General features: G+C 40.0%; 15 protein-coding genes. 14 read left to right on the top strand and 1 reads right to left on the bottom strand.

Annotated elements, in window-relative coordinates; genetic code table 11:
- The first annotated feature begins 61 nt into the window (after window positions 1-61).
- Window positions 62-841 carry a sporulation protein YpjB gene (gene ypjB, locus NSU19_RS12145; RefSeq protein WP_339196702.1) on the top strand — a complete coding sequence of 260 codons (780 nt, stop codon included), beginning with the start codon at window positions 62-64 and terminating at the stop codon, window positions 839-841.
- 211 nt (window positions 842-1,052) lie between these two features.
- Here the strand turns inward: ypjB and NSU19_RS12140 are convergent, their stop codons facing one another.
- The gene (locus NSU19_RS12140; protein WP_094246122.1) at window positions 1,053-1,922 is read right to left on the bottom strand and encodes a YitT family protein; all 870 of its coding nucleotides are present in this window, start codon (window positions 1,920-1,922) and stop codon (window positions 1,053-1,055) included.
- Between the two features lie 141 nt (window positions 1,923-2,063).
- On the opposite strand from NSU19_RS12140, the gene NSU19_RS12135 reads away from it, so the two are divergent.
- From NSU19_RS12135 to asnS, 13 genes are all read left to right on the top strand, one after another.
- Window positions 2,064-2,387, top strand: a complete 324-nt coding sequence (locus tag NSU19_RS12135) for a nucleotide pyrophosphohydrolase (protein WP_063388560.1) — start codon at window positions 2,064-2,066, stop codon at window positions 2,385-2,387.
- Window positions 2,388-2,402: 15 nt separating this feature from the next.
- Entirely contained in the window at window positions 2,403-3,182 is a 780-nt protein-coding gene (gene dapB, locus NSU19_RS12130; RefSeq protein WP_063388559.1) for a 4-hydroxy-tetrahydrodipicolinate reductase, read from the top strand.
- Between the two features lie 11 nt (window positions 3,183-3,193).
- Window positions 3,194-3,598 carry a methylglyoxal synthase gene (mgsA, locus tag NSU19_RS12125; protein ID WP_063388558.1) on the top strand — a complete coding sequence of 135 codons (405 nt, stop codon included), beginning with the start codon at window positions 3,194-3,196 and terminating at the stop codon, window positions 3,596-3,598.
- Between the two features lie 44 nt (window positions 3,599-3,642).
- Window positions 3,643-4,785, top strand: coding sequence for an N-acetyl-alpha-D-glucosaminyl L-malate synthase BshA (gene bshA / locus NSU19_RS12120; RefSeq protein WP_063388557.1), 1,143 nt, complete (start codon window positions 3,643-3,645; stop codon window positions 4,783-4,785).
- Window positions 4,782-5,993 (top strand): CCA tRNA nucleotidyltransferase, encoded by a 1,212-nt coding sequence (locus NSU19_RS12115; RefSeq protein ID WP_066251893.1) that lies wholly within the window; start codon window positions 4,782-4,784, stop codon window positions 5,991-5,993. The genes bshA and NSU19_RS12115 overlap by 4 nt, the downstream gene beginning before the upstream one ends.
- A complete protein-coding gene (locus NSU19_RS12110) occupies window positions 5,963-6,943 on the top strand; it encodes a biotin--[acetyl-CoA-carboxylase] ligase (RefSeq protein WP_117016804.1) in 981 nt (326 codons plus the stop codon). Before NSU19_RS12115 ends, NSU19_RS12110 begins: the two co-directional genes overlap by 31 nt.
- 245 nt (window positions 6,944-7,188) lie before the next feature.
- Window positions 7,189-8,022: a 3-methyl-2-oxobutanoate hydroxymethyltransferase gene (gene panB, locus NSU19_RS12105; RefSeq protein ID WP_339196700.1), complete on the top strand. Its 834-nt coding sequence runs from the start codon at window positions 7,189-7,191 to the stop codon at window positions 8,020-8,022.
- Window positions 8,019-8,867: a pantoate--beta-alanine ligase gene (gene panC / locus NSU19_RS12100; RefSeq protein WP_066251888.1), complete on the top strand. Its 849-nt coding sequence runs from the start codon at window positions 8,019-8,021 to the stop codon at window positions 8,865-8,867. The genes panB and panC overlap by 4 nt, the downstream gene beginning before the upstream one ends.
- A 16-nt stretch (window positions 8,868-8,883) precedes the next feature.
- Window positions 8,884-9,267: an aspartate 1-decarboxylase gene (gene panD, locus NSU19_RS12095; protein WP_063388552.1), complete on the top strand. Its 384-nt coding sequence runs from the start codon at window positions 8,884-8,886 to the stop codon at window positions 9,265-9,267.
- 278 nt (window positions 9,268-9,545) lie between these two features.
- Entirely contained in the window at window positions 9,546-9,716 is a 171-nt protein-coding gene (locus NSU19_RS12090) for a YpmA family protein (protein WP_065095534.1), read from the top strand.
- Window positions 9,717-9,728: 12 nt separating this feature from the next.
- On the top strand, window positions 9,729-10,232 hold the full coding sequence (locus tag NSU19_RS12085; protein WP_063388550.1) for a DUF5590 domain-containing protein: 504 nt from the start codon (window positions 9,729-9,731) through the stop codon (window positions 10,230-10,232).
- 18 nt (window positions 10,233-10,250) lie between these two features.
- Window positions 10,251-11,435 (top strand): pyridoxal phosphate-dependent aminotransferase, encoded by a 1,185-nt coding sequence (locus NSU19_RS12080; RefSeq protein WP_066251883.1) that lies wholly within the window; start codon window positions 10,251-10,253, stop codon window positions 11,433-11,435.
- Window positions 11,436-11,560: 125 nt separating this feature from the next.
- Entirely contained in the window at window positions 11,561-12,853 is a 1,293-nt protein-coding gene (asnS, locus tag NSU19_RS12075; protein ID WP_066251988.1) for an asparagine--tRNA ligase, read from the top strand.
- The last annotated feature ends 25 nt before the right edge of the window (window positions 12,854-12,878 follow it).

Below are 12,878 nucleotides of genomic sequence, written 5' to 3'. Positions count from 1 at the left end.
ACATGGTCTACTCTTGTCCACTCTTGAATAACTATTACTAGTAGTTATAGGGGGGACAAGAATGAAAAAATGGATCAGTACGTTGATTGTTCTCTTGCTTTTTTTCCTGCTTCAAATACCGATCAATGCAAAAGAAAAAAACAATTGGGAAACATTGGATGTCATGACGAATTATGCGTGGCAGCTTTCAAAGCAAAAAAAGTTTGATGAAGCGAAGCAGCTGTTATTATTTCTTGAAAACGAATTTAAAGAAAATAATGTTGAAAACCGCTTATCAATAAATGAGCTTCGGGTCATTTCTGCTTCTTACGAAAAAGCGTTGGATGCCGTTGAGAACGATGGAATGAGCTATGAAGATCGGATCGACAAAGTCACTCAATTCCGGCTTGTTGTTGATGCAATTCTGTCTGAACACCAGCCGCTCTGGAGCACAATGGAAGAACCGATCATGACGACATTTGCAGAATTAAAAACGGAAATGGAAAAAGAGGATTGGGCGGCTTTTCAGCATGAGTGGAATCGTTTTTTGTCACTGTACTCCGTTATTTATCCAAGCCTTACCGTTGATGTTGACAGCAAAAACATTGATAAGATTGAAACACATATTTCAGCAGTAAGCGACAAAATGTTTTTTGAAATTTCGAAAAAGACAAGACAGAAGCATATGATGGAAATCGAAAAAGACTTAAAAAACATTTTTGATCGCGTCAAAAACGACGAAGCAGATCCATCATTGTTATGGGTGATGTTTTCAACGGGCAGCGTCATTTTTATTGCACTAGCTTATACAGGATGGAAAAAATACAAAGGAGAAAAAACAGATAAAAGAAAAGAGAACTAGAGTGCGGGGCTGTCTAATAAGTCGTTTTTTGGCTTATTGACAGCCCCCTTTATGTTTTAGAAACGTTGATATATCGATGTTTATGATTTTTTGTTTTCAAAAGGGATTTGACTTTCTGGACAGCCCCTGTCAGTGCTTAAACAAGTTTTTGTTTTCATGAAGGGTAAATCCTTCTTGAGCATCATAAACATCGTTGACGACAAGAAACGCGTTAGTGCTCAATCGGATTTTTATTTTCATCAAGGGTAAAGCCTTCACCGAGTACATCATGAACGTCGCTGACGACAACAAACGCATGAGGGTCGACAGCTGTAATAACTTGTTTCAGCTTGACAAATTCATTTTTGGCAACGACGCAATATAAAATATTCCGATTCTGTTTTGTAAACGAACCTTGTCCTTTTAAAATGGTCACTCCGCGATCCATATCCTTCATGATTTTTTCGGCAATTTCCTCATGTTTCTCCGATATGATGGTCGCTGCTTTTGCTCTATAGGCACCTTCCTGAATAAAATCAATGACTCTTGTTCCGATAAAAACAGCCACTAATGTGTACATGGCTTCGCGATAGGATAAATAAAAAATGGACGATAAAGTGATCACGCACGCGTCAAATAAAAACATTGTTTTTCCCATGCTGATGCCGAAAAATTTATAAACAAGACGAGCAATGATATCAACTCCACCTGTTGTTCCGCCATAGCGAAAAATAATCCCTAGTCCAACGCCGATGAAAACTCCTGCAAACAGAGCCGCCAATGTTAAATCTTCATGTAGAGGAATATGAAATGGATGCAGCTGAAAAATCCATAAAAAGAACGAAACCGAAATCGTTCCAATTAATGTATACAAAAAAGTCGTCTTCCCTAAAAGCTTCCATCCAATAAAAAAAATGGGTACATTCAATACAAGATTGGAAATAGAGGGGTTGATTTGAAACAAAAAAAATAAAAGGAGCGTAATACCAGTAAAACCGCCTTCAGCTAAATTGTTTTGCATATTAAAATGAACGAGTCCAAACGAGAAAATAGCGGATCCGAGCAATATAAAAAAGAGGTTTTTCAATTTAAAAGGCAACAAACTCCCACCTCCTATTTTTTTCGATGTTTTTAATTATAATGGATCAGATTGTATGTTACAATTCAATCGACATTTCTTTTCATTGTCAAATGGTAAGGAATTAGCTAACATGAAAGAGAAGACAAATGAGGTGGTTGCCTAATGGAACGTAAAACAATTAAAGACCTGCAAAAAGAAGTAGATGATTACATATCCCAATTTAAGGAAGGCTATTTCAGCCCGCTGGCGATGCTTGCGCGATTAACAGAAGAGCTTGGTGAGCTTGCAAGAGAAATTAATCATTACTATGGGGAAAAGCCAAAAAAAGAAACGGAGAAAGAGAAAGAAATTGAAGAGGAAATTGGCGATTTATTGTTTGTCATCATTTGCTTGGCCAATTCTTTAAACATTGATCTTGAGAAGGCGCACGATCGCGTCATGCATAAATTTCAAACTAGAGATCGAAACAGATGGACAAAAAAATAGAAAGGTGATGGAATAATGGAACAAATTAAGATCGTCATTGCCGGCCCAAGAGGACGCATGGGGCAAGAGGCAGTAAAACTGGTAAATGAAACAGAGCATTTTACACTTTCAGCTGTACTAGACAAAATAAATGATGGCGAATGGTTTCAAGATCAAGTCCGCACCTATACAAACCCTGAGCAATGCTTTGCAGAAACATCGCCAGACGTGTTGATTGATTTGACAACACCAGAGGTTGGAAAAATACATACAAAGCTTGCGCTGGAGCACGGTGTCCGCCCTGTAGTAGGAACTACCGGCTTTCAGGAAGAAGACTTGCAGGAATTGAGAAAATTAGCGGAAGAAAAAGGAATCGGGGCAATTATCGCGCCAAATTTTGCGATTGGAGCTGTACTGATGATGAAATTTGCAAAAATGGCGGCCAGATACTTCCCTGATGTTGAAATCATCGAAATGCATCATGATAAAAAGCTTGATGCACCTTCTGGAACTGGAATCAAAACGGCTGAAATGATTTATGAAGTTCGCGGAAATAAAAAGCAAGGACATCCGGAGGAAAAGGAAACGATCAAAGGAGCAAGAGGCGGCGAATGGAATGGCATTCATATCCACAGCGTTCGTCTTCCAGGGTTAGTGGCTCATCAAGAGGTTTTGTTTGGCGGTGACGGTCAAACGCTGAAAATTCGCCATGATTCCTATAATCGTGCGTCTTTTATGTCAGGAGTAAAGCTTTCCGTTGAAACCGTGATGAAGATCGATACGCTCGTTTACGGGTTGGAAAACATTATTGAATGAGGGGGAAATATATGAAGATTGCACTCATTGCTCACGATAAGAAAAAGGACGATATGGTTCAATTTACTATTGCTTATAAACATATATTAGAAAAGCATGATTTATTTGCAACAGGCACAACAGGCTTAAGAATACAGGAAGCAACTGGACTGAAAATTCACCGCTTCCAATCCGGTCCGCTTGGAGGCGACCAAGAAATTGGTGCATTAGTCGCGAAAAACGAAATGGATGCCGTCTTCTTTTTTCGCGACCCGCTGACTGCCCAGCCTCATGAACCGGACGTTTCTGCCCTTATCCGCCTATGCGATGTGTATGCAATCCCCCTGGCAACCAATATGGGCACTGCGGAAATATTAGTAAAGGGGCTTGAACGGGGAGATTTTACATGGAGAAACATCATCCACGAGAAAAATTGAGCAGAAATCATAGTTTTGAAAATATCCTTTCCTGGTGATAATGAATGAAAAAATTGAAAATTGGCATTACTTGCTACCCGTCTGTTGGAGGATCAGGCGTGGTGGCGACAGAGCTTGGAAAATTGCTTGCAGAAAGAGGGCATGAAATTCACTTTATTTCCTCCAGCATGCCATTCAGGCTGAATAAGGTTTATCACAACATTTATTTTCATGAAGTGGAAGTAAATCAATACTCTGTTTTTAAATATCCTCCATATGATCTCGCTTTATCCAGCAAAATTGCCGAAGTCATTGAGAGGGAAAATTTAGATATTTTGCACGTTCATTATGCTGTGCCTCATGCGATTTGCGCTTTTTTGGCTAAACAAATGGTTGGGGGAAAAATAAAAATCGTCACAACTCTTCATGGTACTGATATTACTGTGCTAGGATATGATCCGACGCTCTCCATAGCGATCAAATTTGGGATTGAAGCTTCGGACCGCGTTACAGCCGTATCAAAGGCGCTCGTTGAACAAACATATGATTTATTGGAGCCTAAAAAAGAAATTGAAACGGTTTACAATTTTATTGATGAACGAATTTATCATAAAAAACATTTGCCTTCATTAAAAAGAGAGTACGGGATTCAAGATGATGAAAAAGTGCTTATACACGTATCAAATTTTCGGCAAGTGAAGCGAGTTCCTGATGTCGTCAAAGCATTTGCCCTCATCCGACAGGAAGTCCCATCGAAGCTGTTGCTGGTCGGCGACGGACCGGAAGTGTCGATTGTCATGAAATTAGTGAAACAGCTGCAATTGGAAGATCATGTGCTGTTTTTGGGGAAGCAAGAAAACTTAGATCAATTGTATTCCATCAGTGATTTAAAATTGCTGCTGTCAGAAAAAGAAAGCTTTGGATTAGTTTTATTGGAAGCGATGGCTTGCGGAGTTCCCTGTATTGGAACGAGGATCGGCGGCATACCGGAAGTAATTGAAGATCATAAAACAGGCTATATTGTTGAGCTTGGCGATATTGAGGATACCGCCGAAAAATCGATTCGCTTATTGGAAGATCAAACACTTCATCAAAAAATGTCAGAAAATGCGATACTGCTTGTCAGAGAAAAATTTCATTCTGAAAAAATTGTGTCAACATATGAGCAAATTTATTTTGAATTACTATCTGAAGGAGTTCCAACATGAAAGCAGAATTTGTGGAGGCAATACCGATTATAGAACAATTAAATGAGCATGGCCATGAAGCGTATTTTGTCGGCGGTTCTGTTCGTGATTTATTGCTGAATCGGAAGATCGGGGATATCGACATTGCCACATCAGCAAAGCCTGATGAGATTCAAAAAATTTTTCCGAAAACAATTGATGTTGGGGTGCAGCATGGTACAGTCATCGTTCTTCATAATGGAAAGCCGTATGAAGTGACGACTTTTCGGACGGAAGGGGAATACGAAGAGTATCGAAGACCTAAATATGTCCGTTTTGTCAGCTCGCTGCAAGAAGATTTAAAGCGGCGCGATTTTACAATTAATGCTTTGGCGATGGACAAAAACGGGCGCATTTTAGATTATGTCAATGGCATGGAAGATTTAGAAAACCGCATGATTCGTACAGTGGGAGATCCGTATGAACGCTTTTCCGAAGATGCGTTAAGAATGCTGCGCGCTTTAAGATTTGTCAGCCAATTGTCCTTTCGGCTTGAAGAAAAAACTTTGCAAGCCATAACCGTTTGGCATAAGCTTCTTCAGAACATATCGATCGAGCGAATAACTGCTGAATTTGAAAAGCTTCTGGCTGGAGCTTCCGCAAATGATGCGATACAACTATTAACTCTTACGAATGTTTATCAACATATGCCTGGATTAAAACAAAAGAAAGAACAGTTGCACAAGCTGCTCAGCTATCCAATGCATAATTTGTGTGAGCGGGAAGAATACTGGACTGTTTTGTTATTCGTTTTAGAAACGGATGATGGTGAATCATTTATGCGGAATTGGAAGCTTCCTAGAAGGGTGATCAAAAAAGTATGCAGACATCTTGAGTTGCTCAATTGTCTCTTCGAGAAAGACTGGACAGCCTTTCTTTTATATAAGACAGGGCTTGAGGATGCTCTTCAGCTGGAAAGAATAAGGCAGGTGCTGCAAAAAGAAAAAAACGAAGAAGCCATTCAGAAACTGCAAAAGTCTTACGAACAGCTTCCAATCCATTCTAGAAAAGAATTGGCCGTAACGGGGAATGACATTTTAAACATCGTGCCGAAAAAGCCGGGCAAATGGGTGGAGGAATATTTAACGCTGGTTGAACAACAGGTTGTCAATGGATTGATTGAAAATAATAGCGGCGAAATAAAGGAGTGGTTAAAAAATTGCAATCAGAAATTAGGCGAAAGCTGTTAGCAGCTTTTTCTGAAGCTGATGGAGGTTATGTTTCAGGCCAAAAAATCAGCGAATTGCTCGGTTGTTCAAGAACGGCAGTATGGAAGCATATTGAGGAATTGAGGAAGGAAGGATTTGTCCTCGAGGCGGTGCGAAGAAAGGGGTACAGAATAGTCAAGACGCCGGAAAAAATTACAGCCAACGAAATACAATTAGGTCTGCAAACGGATTTTATAGGACAAAACATTGTATATTACGATACGGTTGATTCTACTCAAAAAATTGCCCATGAATTGTCGCAGAAAGGTGTTGAGGAGGGAACGCTCGTAGTTGCGGATGAACAGACAGGCGGAAGAGGGAGAATGGCTAGAGTATGGTATTCGCCAAAAGGTACAGGGATTTGGATGAGCATCATTTTGCGGCCGAACATACCTTTACAGAAAACTCCTCAGCTTACTTTATTGACAGCCGTTGCTCTCGTAGAAGGGATTGAAGAGGCAACAGGGCTTTCTCCGACCATTAAATGGCCCAATGACATTTTGATTAATGGAAAAAAAGCAGTCGGAATTTTAACAGAGCTTGAGGCGGAAGCTGATCAAGTGCATTCGGTGATCATCGGCATCGGTATTAATGTAAATCAGCAAATTGATGAATTTCCTGAAGCGATTCGCAATACCGCCACCTCCATAGCGATTGAAAAGGGAGAGAAAATTCATCGCGCCCTTATCATTCAAAAGTTTCTCGAACGTTTTGAAAAATGGTATACTACATATTTAGAGCATGGATTTAAACCGATTAAGCTTTTATGGGAAAGCTATTCCATTAGTTTAAACAAAACGATCCATGCCCGGACATTATCCGGAACAGTTGTCGGCAAGGCTCTTGGCATTAATGAAGAAGGGGCGCTTCTCATTGAAACTTCTGAAGGAAAAATAGAAAAAGTGTATTCAGCAGATATTGATATCAAATAAATATATTTTACAATGAAATTTTGTTATACTTAACGAAAGGGCAGTATCCTGTTTGGAACTGCACCAAAAAAGTTTCATGTTGTCATTATTAAAAGATTGATTCTGCCTTGATCCAAAAGGACTGGGACAGAGGGATGAAGAAGCCGATAATAAGGAAATGGTAAAAATCCTTCTTTCTCAGTGAAAGAAGGTTTTTTTGATCGGTTCGTTCTTACCCTCTGCAACTAAAAAGAGGGGGAGTTTTTATGAAAACAAAGCTGGATTTTATTCAAATGAAACAAAAGCAAGAGCCAATCGTGATGATGACGGCGTACGATTATCCGTCCGCTAAGCTTGCTGAACAGGCAAATGTTGATATGATCCTTGTCGGCGATTCGCTTGGAATGGTCGTTTTAGGGTATGATTCAACCGTAACTGTAACGGTGGAAGATATGATTCACCACACGAAGGCTGTAAAACGCGGAGCAAAAAATACATTTGTTGTGACGGATATGCCCTTTATGTCGTATCATATTTCGACAGAAGACACGCTGCAAAATGCAAAGAAAATGGTGCAGCAAAGCGGGGCAGATGCCTTAAAGGTGGAAGGGCCTGTTTTTGACGTCATATCTCTGTTAACAAATGCCGGCATTCCTGTTGTTGCCCACCTCGGACTGACTCCTCAGTCAGTAGGTGTATTAGGCGGATATAAAGTACAAGGAAAAGAAGCGAAAAGTGCAGAAAAGCTGCTGCTAGATGCGAAAAAATGCGAACAGGCTGGCGCGATTGCCATTGTATTGGAATGCATCCCGTTTCAGCTGGCGGAAAAAATAACAAAAGAGCTGTCCATTCCAACCATCGGCATCGGCGCAGGAAAATATACAGATGGACAAGTGTTAGTGTTTCATGATTTGATTGGATTTGGAGTGGAAAGAGTGCCGAAGTTTGTTAAACAATATGCAAATGTAAATGAAAGCATTGTAAAAGCGATTGAAGCTTATAAAGATGAAGTGAAAAATCGGGACTTTCCATCGTTGGATCATTCGTTCCGCATGAATGAAGAGGAACTTGCAAGCTTATATGGAGGAAAAGGAAAATGAAAATCGTCACTACGATAGAGGAAATAAAAAAAGAAATCGATCTCAAGAAAAAAGAAGGAAAAACGATAGGGTTTGTGCCAACGATGGGATATTTGCATGAAGGTCATTTATCATTGGTTGAACGGGCCAAACAGGAAAACGACGTAACGGTGATGAGCGTTTTTGTGAATCCGCTTCAATTTGGACCGAATGAAGACTATCAAACATACCCTCGCGATATCAAACGCGACGAAGAGCTGGCAAGACAAAAAGGGGTTGACCTTTTTTTCGCGCCGACAAAAGAAGAAATGTATCCGGAAGAACCTGCCGTCACAGTAAAAGTGACGAAGCGCGTTGACGTTTTGTGCGGAAAATCAAGACCGGGACATTTTGACGGAGTGGCAACGGTTTTAACAAAGCTGTTTCACATCATAACTCCAGACAGAGCCTATTTCGGCTTGAAGGATGCCCAGCAAGTTGCCGTTGTTGCAGCACTTATAAAAGATCTTAATTTCCCAATTGAAATTGTTCCGGTGGAAACGGTTCGTGAAGAGGACGGATTGGCCAAAAGCTCTCGAAACGTACGATTAGACGAACAGGAACGAAAAGAAGCCGTTCATTTATATCAATCGTTATTAATGGCAAAAGAAATGGTTGAGAACAAAGTGCATGATCAAGAAGCCATCATCGAAAAAATGAGAGCGTATATAACGGAAAAGACGAGCGGAGAAATTGATTATATAGATATTTTGACTTATCCTGACTTGAAAAAACCAAACGCACTTACGGGAAAAATTATCGTTGCGATTGCTGTAAAATTTAAGCATGCTAGGCTGATCGATAATATTATTATCGATTTGACCTAAAGGGGGGGGTTCATACATGTTCCGTATGATGATGAACGGAAAAATTCATCGTGCAAGGGTGACGGAAGCAAATTTGAACTATGTAGGTTCCGTTACGATCGACCAGGATATTTTAGATGCCGTTGGGATTGTCCCGAATGAAAAAGTGCAAATCGTGAATAATAATAATGGCGAACGCTTTGAAACGTATGTGATTCCTGGAAAAAGAGGAAGCGGTGTCATTTGTTTAAACGGTGCGGCTGCCCGGCTTGTTCAGGTCGGTGATGTGGTCATTATCATTTCCTATAAGCTTGTGCATGAAGATCAATTAAAAAACCACCGTCCAACGATAGCCATCATGAATGAAAACAATGAAATCATCGAGTTAATTAAAGAGGAACCGGCGAACACGATTATGTGATAAACAAGGGTCAGGCTCTTAAGCTTTCGATAGGGCTTGACCTATTTTCTATTGCGGACGTAATTGGCCATAACTTTTCTATACATATAGAAAAAAGAGGAGCAGCGATGGCTCCTCAAAAAATTAGGTGTGGACTAGGAGAAATTTTATTTAGTGTGAGCCGTAAAGCTGTTATAATGGGTACAGATAACAACATATTGCTGTTGTATCTGTATTGTTTCCTGGATGCTTTGTAAGTATGAATTACAAATTTTGTTTTTGTAAAGGAGGAAGCTGACATGGAAAGCAAAATCGAAATTATATCTTCCGTTACGGTTGAGCATTCCGACGATTTGTATAAAATAGTTGATTTGCTAAATCGGACATTAAAAAGAGAACATTTATTATTCGGATTAGCCCTTGACAGCAAAGATCCAAATAAAGCGGTTTTTACTATTTATAGAACATAATCGGTGATCATAATGAAAGGAAAAATTTTTATTTCTTTTATATGCGCTCTTATCTTTTTAGTGGTGACGTTTGCTTTTCTTTATAATAGTGCAAAAGAAGATAAAACAAAAGGACACGAAACAGCTATACAAGCTGCGAAGGAGCATGGCTTTGCATCGATCGATGAAGTCAACACATTTTATAATCGAAATGTTTACTATATCATTCAAGGGAAAAATAAAAAAGGCGAAAAAATTATCGGCTGGATGAAAAAGGGGAACACGGATAAAATTTTAATTAAAAAAGCGAAGGAAGGCTTGAGCAAAGACGACGTACTTCAATTGATTCAAAACATTGACAACAGCAAGCCGAAGAAAATAAAGAAAATCATGCTTGGGTATGATGATACAGATTCGAAAAAATGGGATATACCGGTTTGGGAGGTCCAATATATTGACCAACAAAACCGTTATACATATTTTATTGTTAGCTTTACGGATGACAGAGTTTATAAAATGTACAGCATTAAGCAATAAGAAGGGAGCATTGTAAAAGTGAATTTATCTAAACGCGTATCAACTTTAACACCTTCATCTACACTGGCGATCACTGCAAAAGCAAAAGAATTGAAAGCAGCCGGGCATGATGTGATTGGCCTTGGGGCAGGTGAGCCGGATTTTAACACTCCTGATCATATTTTAGACGCTGCAGAAAAAGCGATGAAAGAAGGACATACGAAGTATACGCCTTCTGGAGGACTTATATCATTGAAAGAGGCAATTATAGAAAAATTTAAAAAAGACCAGCATTTAGAATATAAACCGTCTGAAATTATTGTTTCAACAGGCGCTAAACACGCTTTATATACATTGTTCCAAGCTATTCTTGACGATGGTGATGAAGTGATCATTCCTTCTCCATACTGGGTAAGCTATCCGGAACAAGTGAAGCTTGCAGGCGGAGCTCCAGTATTTGTAGAGGGAAGGGAAGAAAATCAATTTAAAATTACGCCTGATCAGCTGCAGCAAGCGATCACAAACAAAACAAAAGCGGTTATTATCAATTCTCCGAGCAACCCGACCGGCATGATCTATACGCGGGATGAGTTGAAAGAATTGGCGGAGGTTTGCCTTAGCCATGATCTTATTATCGTTTCCGATGAAATTTATGAAAAATTAGTATACGGAGAAAATGAACATGTGTCCATCGCTGAAATTTCTCCTGAAGTAAAAGAAAAAACAATTATTATTAATGGTGTATCGAAATCCCATTCAATGACAGGATGGAGAATTGGTTATGCGGCGGGCAATGAGCGCATTATTCAAGCTATGACGAACCTAGCGAGCCACAGCACTTCAAATCCGACTTCAATTGCTCAATATGCTGCGATCGCGGCGTATGAGGGACCTCAAGAACCGGTCGAAATAATGAGAAGAGCTTTTGAAGACCGTTTAAATATCATTTACGAAAAACTTGTGCAAATACCTGGTTTCTCGTGCATTAAACCACAAGGAGCATTTTATTTATTTCCAAATGCAAAAGAAGCAGCAGAGATAACAGGTTTTCGTAATGTTGACGAATTTGTCGAGGCGCTCTTGGAAGAGGAAAAGGTAGCGCTAGTACCAGGAAGCGGCTTCGGTGCTCCAGATAATGTAAGATTATCGTATGCGACATCGCTAGAACTTTTAAATAAAGCGATTGAACGTATTGATCGCTTTGTCAACAATCATAAACAGTAAAGATTGTCAATAGCCGGTGGTTCAGCCGGCTTTTTCGCTGGTTTCCTTTATTGAAAAAAAAGGAATAACATATGTATAATAGAAAGCATCGAATAAAAAGGCGGTTTCATATGGAGGGTAAAGCTGTGAAAACAACAATTTCAAATGTTAAAAACCATGTCGGAGAACAAGTAACAATCGGCTGCTGGTTGGCGAATAAGCGATCAAGCGGAAAAATTGCTTTTTTGCAGCTTCGGGATGGAACAGGCTTTATTCAAGGGGTTGTTGAAAAATCGAAGGTGGATGAAGAAATATTTAAAAAAGCAAAACAACTCACACAAGAAAGCTCTTTGTATGTCACAGGAGTTGTGAGAGTGGATGAACGTTCACCTTTTGGATATGAGCTTGGCGTTGAAAATATAGAAATTATTCATGAAGCAAGCGATTATCCGATTACGCCGAAAGAACACGGTACTGAATTTTTAATGGACAATCGCCACCTTTGGCTTCGATCAAAGCGCCAGCACGCCATTATGAAAGTGCGCAACGAACTCATCCGTGCCACTTATGAATTTTTTAATGATCAAGGGTTTGTCAAAGTGGATCCCCCTATTTTGACCGGAAGTGCGCCTGAAGGAACGACGGAATTGTTTCATACGAAATATTTTGATGAAGATGCTTACCTTTCGCAGAGTGGTCAGCTGTATATGGAAGCAGCTGCTATGGCCTTAGGCAAAGTATTTTCATTCGGGCCGACATTCCGGGCTGAAAAATCGAAAACGCGCCGTCATTTAATTGAATTTTGGATGATTGAACCGGAAATGGCGTTTTATCAATTTGAAGACAACTTGCAGCTGCAGGAGCAGTACGTTTCCCATATTGTGCAATCGGTATTAAAAAATTGTTCACTTGAATTGAAAACATTAGAACGTGACATTTCCAAGCTGGAGCAGGTTGTTCCTCCGTTTTCGAAAATAACATACGACGACGCTATCGCGCTGCTGCATAAGAAAGGATTCAACGACATCGCATGGGGGGACGATTTTGGTTCGCCGCATGAAACAGCGATCGCGGAAAGCTTTGATAAACCAGTTTTCATTACACATTATCCGACAAGCTTAAAACCTTTTTATATGCAGCCTGATCCAAATCGACCAGAGGTTGTTCTGTGCGCGGATTTAATCGCTCCTGAAGGGTACGGAGAAATCATCGGCGGATCTGAACGCATCCATGATTATCATTTATTAAAAAAACGTCTTGAAGAGCATCATCTGGACGAAGCAGCGTATAAATGGTATCTTGAGCTGCGGCAATACGGATCCGTACCTCATTCCGGCTTCGGCCTTGGACTTGAACGAACTGTTGCTTGGATATGCGGTATCGAACATGTTCGTGAAACGATTCCATTTCCGCGTTTATTAAATCGTTTATATCCGTAAACTGCATGAAGCCTCCTATCTTCAG

It is taken from the genome of Aeribacillus sp. FSL k6-2211 (genome assembly GCF_037966125.1).
GTDB lineage: Bacteria > Bacillota > Bacilli > Bacillales > Aeribacillaceae > Aeribacillus > Aeribacillus composti.
Note: the sequence above shows the minus strand (reverse complement) of the source record. Positions and strands in the feature narration are given on the sequence as shown.